Origin of the sequence: Rhizobium sp. NZLR8 (genome assembly GCF_019685025.1) — a bacterium.
Classification (GTDB): Bacteria; Pseudomonadota; Alphaproteobacteria; order Rhizobiales; family Rhizobiaceae; genus Rhizobium.
The window spans coordinates 333,085-353,445 of record NZ_JABDVY010000001.1; the positions used below are offsets into that span (position 1 = coordinate 333,085).

Below are 20,361 nucleotides of genomic sequence, written 5' to 3' on the forward strand. Positions count from 1 at the left end.
GCTGTTCCCTATTCCGCGCCGACGAGGGAAAGGTGGCTGCCGCGGCCGTCGATCCATCGGCCGACGGTCTGCGAGATGTGGTCCAGCCCCTCGAGATGCATATTGCTGCCGCTCTTTGATGGCGGCAGCCGGGAGGGAAGACGCTTCAGAGCCTCGGCCATGATGGTCGGATCGACCGATTGTTCCGGCAGCAGCATGTCGACGAGTCCGAGCTCGCTTGCCCGCTGGGCGCGCAGCAACTGTTCCTCGCGCGGCTTGACGCGCGGCACAATGAGGGCCGGCTTGTCGAAGGAGAGGATCTCGCAATAGGTGTTGTAGCCGCCCATCGCGACGACGCCGGTGGCGCCGTCGATCAGCTCTTCCATGTGGTTGTCGAACTCGATCACCTCGATATACGGGATGGCTTCGCCCTTCTGCACCAGCTTGGCGCGCTCGGCGGCCGGCATATAGGGTCCGAGCACGACGAGCGCCTTCTGCGTCAGCGTCGGATCGGCCTCGTAGGCGTTCATGACGTCGTGGACGAGATCGGAGCCGTCGCCGCCGCCGCCTGTGGTGACCAGGAGGTAATTGTCCTTGCGGGCGTTGACCGAGGTCTTGCCCTTGGAGACGCTGCGCTGCAGAAAACCGACGAAATCCATCTTCCGGCGCAGGCTGGCCGGCACGTCGAGACCAACAAGCGGATCGTAGAAATCAGGCGGGCCATAGACCCAGACGCTGTCGTAATATTGGTCGATCTTCTGCATGATGCCGTTCCTCTTCCACTCGGCGTCGAGCAGATGCGGCGCGTCCATGACTTCGCGCAGGCCGAGCACCAGCACGGTGCCGCGGGCCTTGAGATAGGCCAGAGTATCCTCGACCTCCCCTTTCAGTCCCATCGGCTCCTTGTCGACGATGAAAATATCGGGCTGGAAGGTCTCGGCCGTATGGCGGATGCTCGATTCGCGCATTTTCAGCGTCTCGTGCAGGTCGATATGGCTGGCGAGCGACGTATATTCGCCGTTGCGGAGCTTGATGACGCTCGGGATCTTCACGAAGTCGACGCGGGCGCGGTAATCGAAGGCGCCGGCGATCGTCGCCCCTGAAATGATCAGGATGTTGAGGCCGCGATAATCCTCGACCAGCGCATGGGCGATGGCGCGACAGCGGCGCAGGTGGCCGAGACCGAAGGTGTCGTGGCTGTACATGAGGATGCGCGCATCTTCGAGTCGTCTGGACATGGGCATCCCTTCTGGGCTGAGCAACATGGTTAGTACCCCCACCGTCCGGAGGCCAGGAGATGGGGGCGGTGCCGTGAGGCGCCGCGGAACTTCCTGCTATTTGTAGGGATCTGCCGCATCACGCAAGCCGTCTCCCAGAAAGTTGAACGCCAAAATGACAAGAACAACAGGAATGATCGGATAGAGCAACCAAGGATAAAAGGCGATGACGCTGACGCTTTTTGCCTCGGTCAGCAGAATACCCCAGCTGGTGATCGGCGGGCGAAGACCGAGGCCCAAGAAGGAGAGTGCGGTCTCGCCGAGGATCATGCCGGGGATTGAAATCGTCGCCGAGGCAATGAGATGCGACATGAAACCCGGCACCAGATGCCGGCCGATGATGCGCGGCGTGCTGGCGCCCATCAGCTGTGCCGCCTGGACGTAGTCCTCCTCGCGCAACGCCAGCAGCTTGGAGCGCACCGCGCGGGCAAGCCCCGTCCAGTCGATGATGCCGAGGATGACGGTGATGCCGAAATAGATGACGATCGGGCTCCAGGTCACCGGCATGATCGCCGCCAGCGCCATCCACAGCGGCAGGCTCGGCAGCGATTGCAGCACTTCGATCAGGCGCTGGACGATGAGATCGAAAATGCCGCCGCGATAACCGGCAAGGCCGCCGATGACGATGCCGAGCACGAAGCTGATCGAAATGCCGATCAGACCGATCGTCAGCGATATCCGTGCGCCGTAGAGAATGCGCGACAGCACGTCACGGCCGAGCCGGTCAGTGCCGAGCAGGAACATCTGCCCGCCGATTGCCGGGCAGACCAGATGATAGTTCGAGGCGGCAATTCCCCAGAATTTATAGGCATCGCCGCGGCAGAAGAAACGGATCGGCTGCACGTCGTTCGTCTTGTCGGCATAGACGCGGTGCAGAGTGTCGAGATCGAGCGTCATGCTGCGGCCGTAGACGAACGGACCGACGAAGCTGCCCTTGTCGAAGAAATGGATGCTTTGCGGCGGCGCATGGATGAAATCGACGTTGCGCGTGTGCAGACCGTAGGGCGCCAGGAATTCGACGATCAGGATCATCAGGTAGACGAGGGCGAGAAAGATGCCGGAGATCAAGGCCAGCTTGTGCTGCTTGAACTTCCACCACATCAGCTGCTTTTGCGAGGCGAGATGGATGCGCGATTGCGCCGCCGTCATGGTCTCGGTCGCCAAGGGGTCGAAAGGCGCGGTCGAGACATAATGCGGAAGCGGCGCGCCGGGTGCGGGAAGGGGCGACATTATTTGGTGCTCCTGCCTTGCAGACGGATGCGGGGATCGAGAAAGCCGAGGGCGATGTCGGAGATCAAAACGCCGATGACGTTGAGGAAGGCCAAAAACATCAGGAACGAGCCGGCGAGATACATGTCCTGGCTCTGCAGCGCCTTGATGAGCATCGGTCCCGTCGTCTCCAGCGACAGGACGATTGCAACGATCTCGGCGCCCGAGATGATCGACGGCAGGATCGAGCCGATGTCGGCGACGAAGAAGTTGAGCGCCATGCGCAGCGGATATTTGAGCAGCGCCCGCATCGGATGCAGACCCTTGGCGCGCGCTGTCGTCACATATTGCTTCTGCATCTCGTCGAGCAGGTTGGCGCGCAAGCGGCGGATCATGCCGGCGGTGCCGGCCGTGCCGACGATGATGACGGGGATCCAGAGATGGGAGAGGATCGACCGCGCCTTCTCCCAGCTCATCGGCGCCGAGATATATTGCTGGTCCATCAGATGGCCGATCGAGATGCCGAACCAGATATTGGCGAAATACATCAGGATCAGCGCCAGCATGAAGTTCGGTATGGCGATGCCGAGCAGGCCGAAGAAGGTCAGCCCGTAATCGCTCCAGCTATACTGGTGCGTGGCCGAATAGATGCCGATTGGAAAGGCGATCAGCCAGGTAAGCAGGATAGTGGTGAAGGAGACGAGGATCGTCAGCCACAGGCGCTCGCCGACGACGTCGGAGACCGGCAGCTGGTATTCGAAGGAATAGCCGAAATCGCCGTGCAGCATGCCGCCGACCCAGTAGAAATAGCGCACGATCTCCGGCTTGTCGAAGCCGTATTGCTGGCGCATCTCCTCGATTTCCTGGAGGTTGGCGGTCTCGCCGGAGGCGCGCAGTTCGGCGATCTGGCTTTCGAAGAAGTCGCCCGGCGGCAGCTCGATGATGGTGAAAACCAGCGCTGAAATGACGAAGAGCGTCGGCACCATGGCGGCGATGCGCCAGAGAATGTATCTGAGCACGCCTCAGGCCTCCTTGTACCAGAATGTATCCGGCATGTAGATGCCGAGATAGGAGGTGGGATCGAAGCCGTAGAGGGCTTTCTCCGGCAGGTTCTGCAGCTTGGCGGCGCAAAGGACCGGCTGCAGCGTGCTGTTGATCAGCCCGATCGAGAACACCTGCTGCGTATAGAGCGACAGCATCTTGTGCCAGATCACCTGGCGCTCCTCGAATTTTGCCGTCGAGCCCCATTGGCCGAGCAGGTCGACCAGTTCGGCTGCTTCCGGCAAGTCCGGTGCGGCGCCCTCCTGGCCGGCGGAGAGGTAATGCATGCCCCAGAGCGGCCATTGCAGCTGATCGTCGAGCGTCGGCGCCAGCCCTGAGGGCGACATGTCGGCCGTCGGCACGCCATTGTCGAGCCCGTACCAGATCGACATCATGATCGAGCCGCTCATGGCGCGGTTGCGGAAGACGTCGCGCTGCGAGGTGCGGGTATAGAGCGCAAGGCCGATATTGGCCCAGTGATCGTGGACCAGCTCCAGCACGTCGGTATCGAGATTGCTCTCGCCGGCGGTTTCGACGGTGATCTCGGCGCGCCGCCCGTCCGGCAACAGCCGGATGCCGTCATCGCCGCGCTGGGTCAGGCCGAGCTCATCGAGCAGGCGGTTGGCCTCGTCGACATCGAACTTCACGAAGGCATCGGCATATTCCTGTTTGAACAGCGGACTGTCGGGTAGGACGGTATCGGCACTCGGCGTGCCGAGGCCGTAGAAGGCGACCATGTTGATCTCGTGCCGGTCGATCGCCAGCGACAAGGCGCGGCGCAGGCGCACGTCGCGGAAAAGGCCGCGCCACACCTCGTCGGCGCAGTTGAGGTTCGGCAACAGCGTGATGCGCGAGCCGCGCGCCACCTTCCAGAGATTGACCTTCACCGGGAAGCGCTTCTCGGCCTCCTTCAGGAAGGTGTAGTCGTTGAAATCGATGCCGGTCGCCTGCAGGTCGGCCTCGCCGGCACCCGCCTTGGCGGCGATGATCGACGAGGAGGAGACGTTGAGAATGAACCGGTCGAGATAGGGAAGCTGCCTGCCGGTCTCGTCGACGCGGTGGAAGAACGGATTGCGATCGAAGACGAATTGTTCGGCCGGCAGCGGCGTCGTATTGCGCCAGGGATCGAGCGTCGGCAGGTTGGGATTCTCAGGCCGGTAGGAGCGGGCCATCTTGATGTGCAGGTCCTGCCACTTCTTGACGCGGTTGGCCTGCATCATCTGGTCCATCTTCGCCTGGTCAGGCTGGAACTTCTTATGGAACTGCTTGAGATAATGCGCAGGCCCGACGATGACCAGCGGGATGGGGCCGGCCAGCGTCGGCAGGAACATCGGGTTGGGTTTATCCCAGGTGTAGCGCACCGTCAGCGGATCGAGCATCTCGAAGCGCGGCAGGCTGCCATGAGGGCGAAGCTCCAGCGCACCGCCGCCGGGCGTCAGCTTGTCGTTCAGGATGACGTCTTCCCACCAGTAGCGGAAATCGTCGGCCGTGAACGGCTGGCCGTCTGACCATTTATGGCCCTCGCGCAGCGTGAAGGTGAAGACGGTGTCGTCCTCCGAGCGGAAATCGGCGAGGATATCCGGCTGGAACTGCAGGTGCTTGTTGTAGCCGACCATGCGGGCATAGCCGTAGATCGTCATGAAGCGGATGTCGCGCTGGCTGCCGATGATGGTGCGCACCGTGCCGCCGTAGCTGCCGGGTGCAAGCCCCATTTCCTTCAGGTTGACGATGCGAGGGCGAGCGGGAATGCGCTCGGCCATCGGCGGCAGGCTGCCGGATGTGAGCTGGTCCTTGAGGAATTCCGGCTCGCCGGCCTGTTGCGCCCGAAGCACCGCCGGCGCGATCGCTGCGCCGACAAGGCCGCCCAGAAAAATGCGACGCGTCACCATCCGCGCAACTCCTTGGCATCGGCGCCTTTGCGGGCGCGCACCAGATGGCCGTCGCCGAGATCGGCATAGGCAAGCTCGGAGGCGTCGTCATGCGCGGCGGTGAAGGTCGCGCCCCAGTTCTGCTTGTCGGCAGCGCCGTTTTCCCGGAGCGCCTTGAAATCGAGCGGCCGGTCGAGATCGGGGAAGGGGACGGCGGCGAGCAGCGATTTCGTATAGGGGTGCACCGGGTCGCGCAGGATGATCTCGCGCGGCGCGATCTCGACGATGCGGCCCTTGCACATCACCGCGATGCGGTCGGCCATGTAATCGACGACGGCGAGATTATGCGAGATGAAGAGATAGGTCAGCCCCAGCTCTTTTTGCAGATCCTTCAGCAGATTGAGGATCTGCGCCTGGACGGAAACGTCGAGAGCCGAGACCGGCTCGTCGAGGATGACGAGCTTCGGGCCGAGCGCCAGGGCGCGGGCGATGCCGATGCGCTGGCGCTGGCCGCCCGAAAAACTATGCGGGTAGCGGCTGAGATAACGCTTGTCGAGGCCGATCGCCGCCATCAAGCCTTCGACCTTGCGCTTGCGCTCGTCACTGTCGCCGCGGTCGTGGATCTCCAGCGGTTCGCTGAGGATGTTGCGCACCGTCATGCGCGGCGAGAGCGAGGAGACCGGATCCTGGAACACCATCTGGATCTTGGTGCGCATATCCTGCAACGCTTCGCCGCGCACCGAAAGCACGTCGATTACGTCCTTGCCGTCGTTGAACACCACCGCGCCGCTGTCGGGTGTGATGGCGCGCATCAGGATCTTGCTGAGCGTCGTCTTGCCGCAACCGGATTCGCCGACCAGGCCGAGGCATTCACCGCGGCGGATGTCGAAGCTGACGTCGTCGACGGCGTGCACGACGGCGGCTTCGTGCTTGCCGAGGAAACTGCGCTTGCGCGTCTTATAGGTTTTCGAGAGGTTGGCGACCGAAAGCAGTGTGCCCGGCGCCTCCGCCTGCAACGGCTTCTTCTTGCCGACGAGGGTCTCGAGATTGACCGGCACGTCGCGCAGCGCCTTCAGCCGCTCGCCGGGTTTCATGTCGAAATGCGGAACGGCGGCCATCAGCGCCTTGAGATAGGGATGCTGCGGATTGCGGAAGATTGCCTCTACCGGCCCGGCCTCCATGATCTCGCCGTGATAGATGACGACCACCTCGTCGGCCATATTGGCGACGATGCCGAGATCGTGGGTGATGAGCAGCATCGCCATGCCGAGCTTGGCCTGCAGATCGCGCAGCAGCTCGAGGATCTGCGCCTGGATCGTCACGTCGAGCGCCGTTGTCGGCTCGTCGGCGATCAGCAGCGCCGGCTTGCAGATCAGCGCCATGGCGATCATCGCGCGCTGGCGCATGCCGCCGGACAGTTCGAACGGATACATGTCGTAGGTGCGGTGGGGATTGGAAAAGCCGACGAGGCCGAGCATTTCCTCGGTCTTCTCCCGTGCTTCCTGCTTGTCGGCTTCGGTATGGATCAGCAGCGCTTCGCCGATCTGGTTGCCGACGGTGTGCAGCGGCGAGAGCGAGGTCATCGGCTCCTGGAAAATCGTCGCCATGCGCCGGCCGCGCAGGTCGCGCATTTCCTCGCTGTCGCGCGAGAGCGACAGAATATCGGTCGCGGTGCCGTCGAGCGGATCGGTGAAGAGGATGCGGCCGGAGGCGCTGGCCGGGTTGGGCAGAATGCCCATGACCGACTGGCTGATCACCGATTTGCCGGAGCCGGATTCGCCGACGAGAGCGGTGACCTTGCCCGGAAGGATGCGAAGATTGGCTTCCTTTACGACGCGCAGCCGGTCGCCGAAAACCGAGAAGGAAACGTCGAGATTTTCAATACGCAACAAATCGGCTGCAGACGCCATACCAATGAAATTCCCCAGTCTTCTATGTTCCCGTTGAGGCAACACTATCGTACCGCAAACGGGGTGTCTAGCAGATGACAATCAAGGGAAAACTGCCACGTCCCGCCGAAGTTCCCCAGGCGGGATGCGCAGATTTATGGCAGGAGTTTCGTGGCTTTACTGGATGAACTTCTCCATGGTTGTGCGCTCGACTTGTTTCTTCGCGTCACGGTGCAGGAGAATGACCTGCTCGGCTTCTGAAAGTCCGTTCTGGACGGCCTCGCGGAAGCTCTCGTCGACGTTGATCTCGGGGGTGGGCGCACGCGGCTGCAGCACCGTCACCTTCTGGCGGATGCCGCGCAGCTTTTCTTCGCCGAGCGTCGTCCATTCGCCGCCGCAATAACCGGCGAAGGCCTGGCTGGCGACGACCTCGCGGCCGTATTTCTTCGTCAGGATCTGCAGGCGCTGCACCTCGTTGACCGCCGAGCCGAAGGCCGAGAAGGTCAGCCGATCCTTGAGGCCGACATTGCCGAACATGACGTTGCCGACGTGCAGGCCGATGCCGTAGCCGACCTTGCTGAGGCCTTTCTGCTCGCGATCCCTGTTGAGTTCGGCAACCCGCGCCTGCGCTTGATGGACGGCGGAAAGTGCTGCCTCGCAGGCGATTTTCGACGGGTCCTTGTGGCGCCCGCAGGGGTAGACGGCGAGGAAGCCGTCGCCGAGGAAACTCAGTATCTCGCCGCCATTGCGGTTGAACGGCGCGGCGATCGCGTCGAAGAACTGGTTCAGCGTGTCGATATAGGCCTGGCGGCCTTCCTTTTCGGCATACACCGTGGATTCGCGCATGTCGCCCATGACCAGGGCGGCGCGGATCGTCTCGCCGTCGCCGCGGCGGATCTGGCCGTTCAGCACCCGCTTACCGGCATCGCCGCCGAGATAGGTGGTCAGCATGTTGTTGGCGAGCTTGCCGAGCACGGCCATCTTGGCGGCGACGGCCAGATGGTTCTGCATTCTCAGCAGCGCATCGATCATGTCGTCGGAAAAGCCGTTATGGTGGTCGGTCGACCAGGAGCCCATCATGCCCTGCACCGAACCGTCGCCGAAGGGCTGCACGAAGGCCAGGTAATCGGTGATAGCGTCCTTGCGCAGGTCCTCGAAGATCGGGAATTCGGCCGGCCCTTCCTGCATCAGCCGGCGGCGGATGTGCTGCAGATTGTTGTCGAGCAGGTAATAATAAGGGCTCTGCAGGAAGCGGTCCGGCTTCTGCCCGGCCGGCATGCGGAAGCCCTCGATGGTGACGCCACTGGCGCGCCGCCAGGTGAAGCTCAGCGCGTCGTAGAGCGGATGCAGCATCGAAAAGGTCAGATGCACGCGCGCAATCGGCAGGCCGGCGGAGGCGAGCCGTTCGCAGAAACCGCGCACAATGTTTTCCAGCTCGTCTCCGGCCAGCGAAGAGTTCGTCAGCCATTCGGCGACCCGGTCCAACAGGATGGAGGAGACGCTGGATTCGATCGTGCTCATTCTCGGTATGATCCTCATAAGCCACGCCATCCTCAAGAGCCAAAAATCCCCCGGCCGGCACATTTTCATGCGCAGGTCACAAGGAAATCAGGATGTACGAGCGGTATTATTTGTCAACGATCTGCCGAGAGCCCGGCAGCGGCACCCCTTTGCTCCCTATCGGGGGATCGGAGGGGCGGTCCTTTCACGGCGGTTCATTATCAAAAGTCAAAATAGGGATGCTGCAAATGCGAAACAATGGGATCGGCATTTTTTGTGCCCTGAAGTTGCAGCAAAGGATGGCGGCGGGGCATTTTGGCCACACCCCGGCTAAGGGGTTTTCAAATATGTCGGCGAGACCTGCCCCTCATCCGCCTGCCGAGCCGCGACCTCTCCGTTCCCACCCACCTCGCGCAGGGCCACGTCCCCTCTCCCCGTTTTTACGGGGAGAGGGCTAGGGTGAGGGGAAGCCACTGGCATCGACAGGACGGCATGCCGCCGGGAAAAGAGGAACATCCGCCCCCGGGTTTAATTCACCGCAATCATGCATTAGATCAGCTTCCTGAATTTCCCCGTTTGAAAGATCCCGCCTTGGCTCTCTCCACCTTCGATACGCTTTTGCAGAAGATCGACACCCGCGCGGCGCGTGCCGGCATCATCGGGCTCGGTTATGTCGGCCTGCCGCTGGCGATGGCGGTGGCGCGCAGCGGCTTTGCGGTCACCGGCTTCGACATCGATCCCTCCAAGATGGTGGCGCTCGATGCCCGCCGCTCCTATATCGACGCGGTCAGCGACGCAGCGCTTGCCACCGAGATCAAAGCAGGACGCTTCGAGGCGACGACCGATTTCGCCGGGCTTGCCGCCTGCGACGTCATCATCATCTGCGTGCCGACGCCGCTGACCAAACACCGCGATCCCGACCTTTCCTTCGTCGAGGCGACGTCGCGCTCGATCGCCGCGCATCTGCGCCCCGGCCAGCTCGTCGTGCTGGAATCGACCACCTATCCCGGCACGACCGATGATATCGTCAAGGTCATTCTCGAAGGCACCGGGCTGAAGTCCGGTTCGGACTTCTTCGTCGGCTTCTCGCCGGAGCGGGAGGATCCCGGCAACCAGAATTATCATACCGCCACCATCCCGAAGGTCGTCGCCGGCGACGGCACTGAGGCGCTGTCCTTGATGAAGGCCTTCTACGGTGCGGCGGTCTCGACCGTCGTTCCGGTCTCCTCGAACGCGACGGCCGAGGCGGTGAAGCTTACCGAAAACATCTTCCGCTCGGTCAACATCGCCCTCGTCAACGAGCTGAAGACCGTCTATGCGGCGATGGGCATCGATGTCTGGGAAGTGATCGACGCGGCCAAGACCAAGCCCTTCGGCTATATGCCCTTCTATCCCGGCCCCGGCCTCGGCGGCCATTGCATCCCGATCGATCCCTTCTACCTCACCTGGAAATCGCGCGAATACGAGCTGCCCACCCGCTTCATCGAGCTCGCCGGCGAGATCAATTCGGCAATGCCGCGTTATGTCGTCGGCAAGCTTGCCGAAGCCCTCGACATCCGCGCCGGCAAGGCGCTGAGCCGCAGCAAGGTGCTGGTGATCGGGCTCGCCTACAAGAAGAACGTTGCCGATATCCGCGAGAGCCCATCGCTGCGGCTGATCGAGATCATTGAGGAACGCGGCGGACGGGCCGATTATCACGATCCCTTCGTCACCGAGATCCCGCCGACACGCGAATACCAGGCGCTGAAGGGCCGCCAATCGGTGGCGCTGACGCCGGAAGCGGTCGCCGGTTACGATGCGGTGCTGGTCGCGACCGACCATGACAGCGTGGATTATGCGACGCTCGCAAAAAGTGCTGCGCTGATCATCGACACGCGCAACGTCTTCAACCGGCTCGGGCTTTCTGCCGGTCACATCATCAAGGCGTGACGGCCACAGCTAAGAAGGGAGGCTCGATGGCACCCGTCGGCATTGCCTACGATGACGGCGACAAGGAAACTACCCGAACCGGTCGTTGCCGTTCCCGCTAAGTCGTTGCGTAAACCAGGATGAGATCAGCCCGTCGCCGTCAAAGCGGCGGGTTGCCTTTCTTCGGTGCGCGTCTCAGATGACGGGCGGCGTTGCAGAAAGCGACTTGCCGGTCATCCGGCTGGCGGCCACCGCATAACCGCCTGATGCACCGTCGATGAAATGCATGTGGTCGCGCGAAATCGGCGTCGGCACGAAGCAGGTCATCAGCGCCGAGGCCTGCCGATGCAGGCCGTAGCGGGCAATGCCCCTGGCCCGCGCCGCTTCCAGCAACGTCTCGATCCGTTTCAGATGTTCGGCATCGACGTCGACCGTCATCTTCAGCCCGTCGTCGAACTTGCGGAAATCGGAATTGCCGGCGACGTCGCTTTTGTAGCGGCGCGCGTCGAAGCGGCCGAGCGGAATGCCGAGCCTGTAGAACAATACGGTAACGGCGAGCTGCAGGAAGATGAAGAGCTTCTGCCGCAACCGCCGACCGGCCGGCGCGGTGGCCTTGGCCTCGCGATTGATGCCGTGCAGCGAAAAGGCGAAGTTTGGGCCGCCGGCCGGCACCGGATGGCTATCGCGGTTCTGTTCGGTGGTGATGGCGACGATACCGTTGACGAGCTCGCGGAATTCTTCGCCCGGGCGGCCTTCGCCGGGAACCGCGATGATCGAGACGATCTCGCCGTTTTGCGCATCGATCGGGCTCCAGCGGCAGGAGAGGCCGGTGAGATCTGGGCGGGTTTCCGGGGCGGCGCGGTCGACGGCGTAACGGCCGAGCTTCATCTGTCTTTCCGCCCAGCTGGTGCCACCGCCCCAGAACATCGCATAGGTGACGTGCGGGCTTGCCGAGTAACGTGCGACGCGGACGTCGAGACCCTCGGCGCGGGTGTCGGCGACGGGAACGATGGCGATGCGCAGCATCAGGCTGAGATCTTCCTCGACCCAGACCTGCACCGCGGCAAGGGCATCGCGCGCCGCCTGCTCCAGCGAACCCGGAAGCGCGATCAGCGCACCGTCGCCGCCGAAGACGAAGGGATAATCGCCCTTGCCGACGGCATTCAACACCGCCGAAATGACGCTGGCGCCCGCCATGTTGACGTCCTTGTAACGGCCGCCGGCGATTGCCTGCGTCGAGCCGACGATGTCGGCGAGCGCCAGCACCCATCCGTCCGGCAGCGGCCGATAATTGGCGGCATCGGTCACGCCCTCGAAGACGCTGAACAGCGGCACGGCGGCAAAGAATTCTTCGTCGGTCACGGTTTTCATGTCATCCAGCTTAGCACAGACCCATGTTGCCACTGCAACGCCATTTCCCATTTACGGCAATCGACTTGGCAAGGTTTCATGTGTTAGCACCCGAGCACGATTTTTCATGACGGATACGGATTAGATGAGCCGCCTCGACAGCTTCATTCGCCGGTTGACGGCCCAACGCGACATTTTGAACGCGATCATCGATCTGGTCGGCGAAACAGAGGGTCCGGTGCTGGAATTCGGCCTCGGCAATGGCCGCACCTATGATCACCTGCGCGAGAATTTCCCCGGCCGCCGCATCGTCGCCTTCGACTGGGAGGTCCGCTCCTATTCAGCCTCGACACCCGCGGCGGAAGATATGGTGACCGGCAATATCCGCGAATCCGGCCAGGCCTTCCTCGGCATCGGCGCGGCCCTTGCCCATGCCGACATCGGCACCGGCCATGACGAGATCGACGCGGTGACGCTGACCTGGCTGCCGCAGCTGATGGCCGCCGTCATCGCCCCAAACGGCATCGCCGTCAGCGGCCTGCCGCTGGAGCATGCCGAACTGGCGGCGCTGCCGCTGCCGGAGGGAATCAAGGAAGGGCGGTATTTTCTTTATCGGAGGACATAAGCCGTGGTAGCGGCGACTGTGGCGACCGAGGTTTCAACAGAAGCGAGGCGTTGCCACGATTCTCTTCTCAGCCGCAGGGAAAAGGTGCCGGCAGGCGGATGAGGGGGCTACGCGGCACGGGGAGGCGTGTAAACCACCACATTATACGATCGAATTCCCCGGGCAACGAAGTTAAAAAATCTTTCCGCCCAAGCATCGCGTTTGGATGCTGACGCGATGCAGCTGCCTCATTGCAATTTATGCGTTTGAATTGTAGCTGTTTTTCGTCGGGCTGTAGGTCCGAGCCGAAAGGTGAGCGATCACCAGACTCGCCGCTAGCACAGATGGGGCATCGAAGTGGGGTTTACTGAAGCTGCCGGCACGGTTCTGGTGCAGAAATATGCAACTTTCTCCGGCAGGGCGTCCCGCGCCGAATATTGGTGGTATGTCTTATTCTATGTTCCAGTGCTGCTTGCGATGGGCATCCTGTGCAGTTTGGTCGCCGGCTTTTCCGACTTCCGGGACGGAGTTCCGCCACCGCTCGGCCTTCTCTTCTTCCTCGGCGGATTGATTTGGCTGGCGATGTTTTTGCCAGCGATAGCAGTTCAAGTTCGCCGCTTCCATGATCGCAACATTTCCGGCTGGTGGTATCTCGCGCTGTGCGTTGCTAATTTCGTTCCCTACATGGGTCTCATTGCAGTTATTGCGATCCTGGTGATCAACGTGCTTCCGGGCACCGAAGGTCCGAACAAGTTCGGACGCGATCCGCTGCGTCCTGAAGCGCGCGCAGAAGTCTTTGCCTAACAGCATGGGCATCCGCAGCCTGCTGGTAGCTCCGTTTCTGCGGTTAGTTTCCACATGAGTTAGCGCCTGTTTTGAAGCAACCGGCTTATTGCAATTTCTGCGTTTGAATTGTAGCTGTTTTATCCGAAAAACGACTATTAAGCAGGACGTTGATAAGACTGTAGGCGCCTTGCTTGCAGCAGGCACAATGAGAGCGTTTCAATTGGGGTTTACTGAAGCTGTTCGGACTGTTCTGACGCAGAAATACGCAACCTTTTCCGGCAGGGCCCCCCGGTCGGAATATTGGTGGTTTCAGCTGTTCTATGCGTTGTTGGCTCTCGCAATAGTAATTTTGGCCTTCGCGGCAGGCGCTTTTTCCGGTCAGCAGGGCGGAACATCTTCACTGGTGGTCGTCCTTATGATTATTGGCGGATTGTTGGCGCTTGCCCTCGTTTTGCCCATCCTATCCCTTCAGGTTCGCCGCTTCCATGATCGCAACATTTCCGGTTGGTGGTATCTCGCGGTGATCGTCTTGGGCATGGTTCCCTATGTCGGTACTGTTACGGGGCTCGCGATTACCATTATTTCCGTGATGAAGGGCACCGAAGGTCCGAACAAGTTCGGTCCGGATCCGTTGCGTCCTGAAGCGCGAGCAGAGGTCTTTGCCTAGAGCATGACCATCCGCAACGCCGGCCTGCTGGTGGCTTTGATCCTGGCCACCTCGGCTCCCTTTCCGCCTGCGCAAGCGCAGGACAGCAGCAGTCCGCAGGCCGAGGGCGATGCTCATCAAAGGAGCGCCGCCGGAGCCGAATATGCCTCGCAGTGCTTGCAGAACGGATTGCGCTGTACGCTGGTCTATGGCGACGCCTCCGCAAAAGGCGCACCGGCATCGAATACGACGACATCGCCACCGCAACGCAAGCCGTTGTTTGTCCCGCGGGAGTCGGTCGTCAGCGGTCCTCTGGCGGTTGCCGTCGTGCTTGTCGGTCTCATCGCGGTCATCGGCTTGTGGATCCGCTTCGGAAATGGCGGTGTCTTGCTCTCCTCTGCTCCTCGCGAAATGAAGCGGCAGGGGGAGGCGCCGGAAAGCTGGCGCACATCGGCCGCGGAGGCTGAGGAGAAGCCGAGCGATTTCCTGCAGCGCATTGCGGCCATGGCGGATCGACGGCAGGCGCTTGTCCTGCTGCTCAGGCATTGCCTGCTGCACGCGGCGGATATTACCGGAACCCGTCTTTTCCGTGCCGATACGGAACGCGCCGTTTTCGCCCGCCTGCCGAAAAATATGCCCGACCGCGAGCGGCTTGCAAATTTCCTGACTGCGGTGGAACTCGTTCATTACGGCGGTCGCAGCGTTGCGGAAAACCATTTCAGCACCCTTCTCGCCGCGGCGCGCGACCTTCTGTCGATCGGTAGATTGACCCATGCGTAAGTCGGCCCCCGTTTTAATCCTGGTTATGGTGCTTGTGCTGGTAGCGCTGGCACTCTTCTGGCTGCCGCGGGGCAGCGATTTCGACCGCTCGCCGCTCGGCAACAAGGGATTGGAATTGTGGCTGCAGGCCAAGGGAATCCCTGTCATCCGATCCGACCCGCATGTCGCCCGAGCGAGTTCGGAAATCTCGCTGCGCATCGTTCCCCTGTCGATACGCCGAGGCGAGGCTGTCGCACCTCAGACGGGCGAAGAAACGGATGAGGCGGGTTCGGAAAGCTCAGTCCAGGAATCAAGTCGCTACGCGCTGCCGACGCTGATCATTTTGCCGAAATGGCGTGGCAGCGTGTCGACCGATGGTGTCGCCAGCGCAGCGGGACTGGTTGATCTCGCCGACATCCGCGGCGAACTCGACAGGATCGGTTATTCAGATTTGGGTCTCGATCGCAGCGGGAAGGGACTTGACGAGGCACATCCGCGCCTCAAGCCGGACCAGCCAATCAGCATTGCCTTGTATCGAGCGCAAACCTTCGATCTGGCGAGCTTGCCGTCCTCGTGCAGGGAGCTTGCGGGCACGCTGACCGGTGCGCTGCTCATCCATTGCGAGAACTATCATCACGCTTATCTTCTGTCGGATCCCGACCTGTTGAACAATCATGGGATGGCCCTGGCCGATAACGCCTCCTTCGCCGCGTCGCTCGTCACGCTGCTGCGCGGCGCCGGCGAGACGCGGCCGGTCTATCTGGATACGGTCGGCCTGCCTCTGGACAGCGAGAAACCGGTGGACGAGGGCAAGTCCTATGAGCGCTCTGCCTCCGATCTCAAGCGGTTTTTCGCCTATCCGCTGTCGGTTATCTGGGGAACACTGCTCGTCGTCGCAGCGATCTGCTTCTGGCGCGGCGCGTATCGCTTCGGGCCGCCTTTGCGTGAGGCATCTGCAAACATCGAGCTGTCGAAGACCGCCGCGATCGAAGCTACGGCGCGGCTGCTTCGTTTGTCGGGCAATGACGGGCGGATGGCCGGCCAGTTCGTGCTGCATCTGCTGGCCGATAAAGCGCAGCTGCTCTTCGGCTCTGGAGCCGGCAATCAGGCAGGTATTACGCGGCTGTTTCAACGTCTGGCGCGCCGCGACAAGGCAGGGGCGCAGGCCTTGCACGCTACAGCCGAGGCGCTGATCGAACGCGGACATGTGATGACGCGGGCGGACCTCCACCGCCATCTCGAGATATTCAGAAAATTGCTAGGGAGCATTGAGCTTGGATCTAGGTGAATTTCGCAATCTTATCGCCACGGTTCGCGGCGAAATCGGCAAAGTGGTGCAGGGGCAGGATGCGATCATCGATCTCGTCCTGATCTCGATCTTTGCCGGCGGCCACTGTCTCGTCGAGGGCCCTCCCGGTACGGCCAAAACCCTGCTTGCGCGCTCGGTTTCCGCCGCCATGGCACTGGTCTATCGTCGCATCCAGTTCACGCCCGACCTGATGCCCGGTGATGTCCTGGGTGTTAATCTCTTCAACTTCCAGACCAATCAGTTCCACCTGACCAAGGGTCCGGTCTTTACCGATATCCTTCTCGCCGACGAGATCAATCGCGCTCCGCCGAAGACGCAATCCGCGCTCCTCCAGGCGATGAATGAGCGGATGGTCACGCTCGACGGAACCGATTATTCCCTGGGACCGGATTTCTTCGTGCTTGCCACCCAGAACCCGATCGAGCAGCAGGGCACCTATCCCCTGCCCGAAGCCCAGCTCGACCGCTTCCTGTTCAAGCTCGTCGTCGAATTTCCCGACCGAGATACGGAAATTGCCATCCTCTCCAAACATGCGAAGCAGGCGCTGCAATCGGATATGCGCAATGCCGGCATCCGCCCGCTCGTCACCAGTGCGACGCTCGCCGAGGGGCGGGCGCTGATCGATGCGATCCATCTGGACAGCACGATCCTGACCTATGTCGTCGACCTGGTGCGCGCCACGCGCTCCGATGCCGATATTCTCTGCGGCGCATCGACGCGCGCCGCCGACGCTCTGGCCTCGGCCGTGCGTGTGCGTGCGGCATTCGAGGGCCGGGATTACGGCTTGCCGGATGATGTTCAGGCATTGCTGGTGCCGGCGCTTCGCCACCGCATCATTCTCTCGCCTTCGGCGGAAATCGACGGCCGCACACCGGACGAGGTGCTCCGCAACATCTTGAACCGCGTGGATGCGCCCCGTTAAATGCGGCCATCCCGGTATCTGATCGCACTTGTTCTGATTTTGGCGGCGGTGACGGTTTTCGTCAGCGTGTGGTGGCGCGATATGGGCTACCTGTTACTCGGCCTTTGGATCGCGCTTGCGGCGGTGACGGCAGCCGATCTGGTCATGTCGGCCTTGTCGGGCCGGATGACGGTGGAATTCGATCTGCCGCCGCAAGGTTTTGTCGGCCACACCGCCGCGTTCACGGCCACTATCCGGCCGCAGAAGGGCGCAGTGCCTGACAATATCGAGATCCGGCTCGATTGCGCTCCCGAGCTCGTCGTCGGCGAAAGCAGATTGGCGAGCCCCATGTCAGTCTCTGGAGAGAAATCTGCCGGGGCCTCTTTGGATCTTCACCTGACACGACGGGGACGATACGCCATCCATGACCTGTGGCTGAAGTGGCCGTCGCGGCTGAAGCTGCTCGAGATGATCGCGCGCATGCCGGTGGGGAAAGAGATTGCCGTTCTGCCTGACATATCGCCGGTGCTGTCAGGTGCGATAAGGACGCAGATCCTGCCGCTGGAAGCCGGTCAGAAAGATCTGCGGCTGCGTGGCGAAGGATCGGAGTTCCATCAGCTGCGTGAATTTGTAAGCGGCATGGATCCGCGCAGCATCGATTGGAAGCGGTCCGCCCGGATGCGCAATCTGGTGGTGCGCGAGATGCGGGCCGAACGAAACCACCAGATCATCTTGTGCATCGATTCCGGACGGCTCATGGCCGAACAGCTCGGCGGCTTCACCAAGCTCGATCGCGCCATCAACGCGGCATTGGCAATGTGCTGGGCCGGTGGTCTTGCCGGCGATCTCGTGGGTTTCTACAGTTTCGACAGCCGCCCGCGCCTGTTCGTGCCGGCCTTGCCTGGAAGAGCAGCCTTTCCCCGGCTGCAGACGATGTGCGCCGAGCTGCGGTATGAAACCCAGGAGAGCAACCATACGCTGGGACTGACGCATCTGTCGGGGCGCTTGAAACGACGTTCGCTGATCGTGATATTTTCCGATTTCGTCGACAGCATCACGGCGGAGCTGATGATCGAGAACATTCAGGTGCTCGCCCGGCATCATTTCATCGTCTACGTCGCCTTGCGCGATCCGATGCTGGCAAAGCTGGTGGAACCCGAGGAGATGACGTTGGACGCCATCGCCCGCTCCGTGGCGGCGCGCCAGATCCTTCAGGAGAGGCGAACGGTGATGGAAAAGCTGGCGCGTCTCGGCGTACTCTGTCTCGACAGCACACCGGAGGCACTGACCTCGGATCTCATTGCGCGTTACATCGAAATCAAATCCCGTGAGATGATATGATGGATATCGGTATCGGCGACAGGAGAGATACGGGCGGGACGGTGAACGTCGGCGCTGTTCAGACCGATATGCTTCGCTCGGCGCGCTTCCGGGTGGAGCGCGAAACGCACTGGCGTCAGCTGGACGACCTCGTGACGCGGGCCGAGAAAGGTGGCGCAGCCGCCCTCGGCTATGATGAGGTCCGCAATCTCACCGCCGGCTACAGGCAGGCGATGAACTCGCTGAGCGTGGCCCGCGACATTTCCCTCGATCGTGCCCTGATCGCCTATCTGGAGAGCCTCTGCGCCCGGGCCTATCTGGTCGTCTATGCGCCGCAGGAAAGCCTCGGCGGCCTGTTCACCCGCCTGCTGGTGCAGGGCATTCCGCAGGCGGTGCGCCGATCGGCCCTGCCTCTGTTCATCGGTTTCCTGGCGCTCGTGCTGGGCGCGCTTGCCGGCTACAAGCTCTGCACCAGCGATCCGAGCTGGTTCTATACCTTGGTGCCGCCGCGGCTGGCCGACCAGCGCACCCCGGATGCATCGGCCGATTATCTCCGCTCGACGATCTATGGCGATGAAGGGCATGACAGCGACAGGCTCTCCGCCTTTTCCGCATTTCTCTTTTCCCACAACACCACCATCGTCGTGCTGATTTTCACACTCGGCATTTTCGTGTCGGTACCGAGCTTCATCCTGACCTTTTACAATGGCCTGATCATGGGCGCGTTCTTCGCGATGTTTGCTCGCAAGGGCCTGGGTTACGACGTCTTCGGTTGGCTCTCGATCCACGGCGTGACCGAGCTTGCGGCCATCGCCATCGCCTGCGCGGGGGGAGCAAGGCTCGGACTTGCCGTTCTTCTGCCGGGTGCACGAACCCGCCGGGAGGCGTTACGCCACCAGGGACGTGACGCCGTCAAGCTCGCGATCCTTGCGGCGCTGATGCTGATCGTGGCAGCCTTCATCGAAGGCTTCCTTCGCCAGCTGATACAGGATCCGATCTGGCGCCTCACCATCGGCTGGGGGATGGGCCTCTTCTGGGTGGGCTGGCTGCTGTTTGGAGGCCGCGAAAATAAAGTTTCGCGTGAGCCTGTGCGATGAACCAGTCAGTTCAGGACGGCAACCGCGTCGAACAGTTCATCCCGCCGGAGGGTGTTCCGATCAGTTTCGCGATCGGCTCCATCGGCAGCCGCCTCGGCGCGCAAATCCTCGACATCATCTTCACCGGTATCCTCATCCTCATCTGCGCCTTCGTTATCGCCTTCACAGGAATCCTGCCTTCGAACGTCGAGATGATGCTGATCGTCTTGCTGGGTTTCTTGGTGAGGACTCCCTATTACATTTTATCGGAACTGATCTGGAACGGACGCACACTCGGAAAAAAGATTACCGGCATCCGCGTCATCAACGCCAACGGACGGCGGCTGACGCCCCATCAGGTTACCGCGCGCAACCTGATGAAAGAGGTGGAGATCTTCGCTCCCATGACCCTTTTGGCGTCAATTGCCACGCAGTCGGGATTGGAAAACGCTTTGACAAGCGCCTGGCTTCTGGTGGTCGTGATCGTTCCGCTCGCCAACCGGCGCCGGCAACGGCTCGGCGACATCATCGCCGGCACGCTGGTGGTCGACAATCCGCGCTCGGTGCTGCTGTCCGACCTCGCACTGTCTGCGATTGCCGCCGCCGACTCGCAGCCGGCATTCGAATTTTCACCCGAGCATCTCGATATCTACGGCAAATATGAGCTGCAGACGCTGGAAGATGTGCTCCGCGACACGACGAAGAGCCGCAACAGCGTGGAGATCGCTCAGATCGTCCGCACCATTACCCGAAGGATCCAGTATCCCGAGACCGTGAAGCCCGGCCAGGAACTGTTCTTTCTCAACGAATTCTACCGCGCCCAGCGCGAGCATCTGGAGAGCCTGAAGCTTTTCGGAACGCTGCGCGAAAACAAGTACCATGAGCATACGAGGACAGAGGCGAAGAGGCTGGTTTGAAGCGGCTTCGCCATGCAAGGAA

General features: G+C 61.7%; 17 protein-coding genes. 10 read left to right on the forward strand and 7 right to left on the reverse strand.

All coding sequences use genetic code 11. The features are described 5' to 3' along the window. Nucleotides 1-8 precede the first annotated feature (8 nt). The 6 genes from HJB89_RS01555 to HJB89_RS01580 form a co-directional block, all read right to left on the reverse strand. Nucleotides 9-1,217, reverse strand: a complete 1,209-nt coding sequence (locus HJB89_RS01555; protein ID WP_207585456.1) for a glycosyltransferase family protein — start codon at nt 1,215-1,217, stop codon at nt 9-11. Nucleotides 1,218-1,313: 96 nt separating this feature from the next. Then, nucleotides 1,314-2,486, reverse strand: coding sequence for an ABC transporter permease (locus tag HJB89_RS01560; protein ID WP_207585457.1), 1,173 nt, complete (start codon nt 2,484-2,486; stop codon nt 1,314-1,316). Continuing rightward, nucleotides 2,486-3,484, reverse strand: a complete 999-nt coding sequence (locus HJB89_RS01565; RefSeq protein WP_007628233.1) for an ABC transporter permease — start codon at nt 3,482-3,484, stop codon at nt 2,486-2,488. Before HJB89_RS01565 ends, HJB89_RS01560 begins: the two co-directional genes overlap by 1 nt. 3 nt (nt 3,485-3,487) lie before the next feature. Further along, nucleotides 3,488-5,395, reverse strand: a complete 1,908-nt coding sequence (locus HJB89_RS01570; protein WP_207585458.1) for an ABC transporter substrate-binding protein — start codon at nt 5,393-5,395, stop codon at nt 3,488-3,490. Further along, nucleotides 5,389-7,284: an ABC transporter ATP-binding protein gene (locus HJB89_RS01575; protein ID WP_207585459.1), complete on the reverse strand. Its 1,896-nt coding sequence runs from the start codon at nt 7,282-7,284 to the stop codon at nt 5,389-5,391. The genes HJB89_RS01570 and HJB89_RS01575 overlap by 7 nt, the downstream gene beginning before the upstream one ends. 156 nt (nt 7,285-7,440) lie before the next feature. Next, a complete protein-coding gene (locus HJB89_RS01580; protein WP_207585460.1) occupies nt 7,441-8,784 on the reverse strand; it encodes an adenylate/guanylate cyclase domain-containing protein in 1,344 nt (447 codons plus the stop codon). A 570-nt stretch (nt 8,785-9,354) separates the two neighbouring features. Between HJB89_RS01580 and HJB89_RS01585 the strand changes: the two genes are divergently transcribed. Next, complete coding sequence (locus HJB89_RS01585; protein ID WP_207585461.1) at nt 9,355-10,692, forward strand: nucleotide sugar dehydrogenase; 1,338 nt, start codon at nt 9,355-9,357, stop codon at nt 10,690-10,692. Nucleotides 10,693-10,866: 174 nt separating this feature from the next. Here HJB89_RS01585 and HJB89_RS01590 read toward each other — a convergent pair whose 3' ends face one another. Continuing rightward, entirely contained in the window at nt 10,867-12,042 is a 1,176-nt protein-coding gene (locus HJB89_RS01590; protein WP_207585462.1) for a DUF3095 domain-containing protein, read from the reverse strand. 124 nt (nt 12,043-12,166) lie between these two features. Between HJB89_RS01590 and HJB89_RS01595 the strand changes: the two genes are divergently transcribed. The 9 genes from HJB89_RS01595 (at nt 12,167) to HJB89_RS01635 (ending at nt 20,339) form a co-directional block, all read left to right on the forward strand. After that, nucleotides 12,167-12,646: a class I SAM-dependent methyltransferase gene (locus HJB89_RS01595; RefSeq protein ID WP_221148753.1), complete on the forward strand. Its 480-nt coding sequence runs from the start codon at nt 12,167-12,169 to the stop codon at nt 12,644-12,646. Between the two features lie 336 nt (nt 12,647-12,982). Continuing rightward, nucleotides 12,983-13,429 (forward strand): DUF805 domain-containing protein, encoded by a 447-nt coding sequence (locus HJB89_RS01600; protein ID WP_221148754.1) that lies wholly within the window; start codon nt 12,983-12,985, stop codon nt 13,427-13,429. A gap of 202 nt (nt 13,430-13,631) precedes the next feature. Continuing rightward, entirely contained in the window at nt 13,632-14,078 is a 447-nt protein-coding gene (locus tag HJB89_RS01605) for a DUF805 domain-containing protein (RefSeq protein ID WP_207585620.1), read from the forward strand. Nucleotides 14,079-14,081: 3 nt separating this feature from the next. Beyond that, nucleotides 14,082-14,837 (forward strand): hypothetical protein, encoded by a 756-nt coding sequence (locus HJB89_RS01610; protein ID WP_207585464.1) that lies wholly within the window; start codon nt 14,082-14,084, stop codon nt 14,835-14,837. Then, nucleotides 14,830-16,104 (forward strand): hypothetical protein, encoded by a 1,275-nt coding sequence (locus tag HJB89_RS01615; protein ID WP_221148756.1) that lies wholly within the window; start codon nt 14,830-14,832, stop codon nt 16,102-16,104. The genes HJB89_RS01610 and HJB89_RS01615 overlap by 8 nt, the downstream gene beginning before the upstream one ends. Next, nucleotides 16,091-17,047 (forward strand): MoxR family ATPase, encoded by a 957-nt coding sequence (locus HJB89_RS01620; RefSeq protein WP_221148757.1) that lies wholly within the window; start codon nt 16,091-16,093, stop codon nt 17,045-17,047. The genes HJB89_RS01615 and HJB89_RS01620 overlap by 14 nt, the downstream gene beginning before the upstream one ends. Continuing rightward, nucleotides 17,048-18,367, forward strand: a complete 1,320-nt coding sequence (locus tag HJB89_RS01625) for a DUF58 domain-containing protein (protein ID WP_221148759.1) — start codon at nt 17,048-17,050, stop codon at nt 18,365-18,367. Continuing rightward, the gene (locus tag HJB89_RS01630) at nt 18,367-19,443 is read left to right on the forward strand and encodes a stage II sporulation protein M (protein ID WP_221148761.1); all 1,077 of its coding nucleotides are present in this window, start codon (nt 18,367-18,369) and stop codon (nt 19,441-19,443) included. Before HJB89_RS01625 ends, HJB89_RS01630 begins: the two co-directional genes overlap by 1 nt. Then, a complete protein-coding gene (locus HJB89_RS01635) occupies nt 19,440-20,339 on the forward strand; it encodes an RDD family protein (protein WP_221148763.1) in 900 nt (299 codons plus the stop codon). Before HJB89_RS01630 ends, HJB89_RS01635 begins: the two co-directional genes overlap by 4 nt. The last annotated feature ends 22 nt before the right edge of the window (nt 20,340-20,361 follow it).

What these genes read in the sequence shown, in the direction of transcription:
- HJB89_RS01580 (WP_207585460.1), bottom strand. Translation starts at nt 8,784, where the DNA reads ATGAGCACGATCGAATCCAGCGTCTCCTCCATCCTGTTGGACCGGGTC.
- HJB89_RS01610 (WP_207585464.1), top strand. Translation starts at nt 14,082, where the DNA reads ATGACCATCCGCAACGCCGGCCTGCTGGTGGCTTTGATCCTGGCCACC.
- HJB89_RS01630 (WP_221148761.1), top strand. Translation starts at nt 18,367, where the DNA reads ATGGATATCGGTATCGGCGACAGGAGAGATACGGGCGGGACGGTGAAC.
- HJB89_RS01590 (WP_207585462.1), bottom strand. Translation starts at nt 12,042, where the DNA reads ATGAAAACCGTGACCGACGAAGAATTCTTTGCCGCCGTGCCGCTGTTC.
- HJB89_RS01575 (WP_207585459.1), bottom strand. Translation starts at nt 7,284, where the DNA reads ATGGCGTCTGCAGCCGATTTGTTGCGTATTGAAAATCTCGACGTTTCC.
- HJB89_RS01555 (WP_207585456.1), bottom strand. Translation starts at nt 1,217, where the DNA reads ATGTCCAGACGACTCGAAGATGCGCGCATCCTCATGTACAGCCACGAC.
- HJB89_RS01560 (WP_207585457.1), bottom strand. Translation starts at nt 2,486, where the DNA reads ATGTCGCCCCTTCCCGCACCCGGCGCGCCGCTTCCGCATTATGTCTCG.
- HJB89_RS01615 (WP_221148756.1), top strand. Translation starts at nt 14,830, where the DNA reads ATGCGTAAGTCGGCCCCCGTTTTAATCCTGGTTATGGTGCTTGTGCTG.
- HJB89_RS01570 (WP_207585458.1), bottom strand. Translation starts at nt 5,395, where the DNA reads ATGGTGACGCGTCGCATTTTTCTGGGCGGCCTTGTCGGCGCAGCGATC.
- HJB89_RS01595 (WP_221148753.1), top strand. Translation starts at nt 12,167, where the DNA reads ATGAGCCGCCTCGACAGCTTCATTCGCCGGTTGACGGCCCAACGCGAC.
- HJB89_RS01625 (WP_221148759.1), top strand. Translation starts at nt 17,048, where the DNA reads ATGCGGCCATCCCGGTATCTGATCGCACTTGTTCTGATTTTGGCGGCG.
- HJB89_RS01635 (WP_221148763.1), top strand. Translation starts at nt 19,440, where the DNA reads ATGAACCAGTCAGTTCAGGACGGCAACCGCGTCGAACAGTTCATCCCG.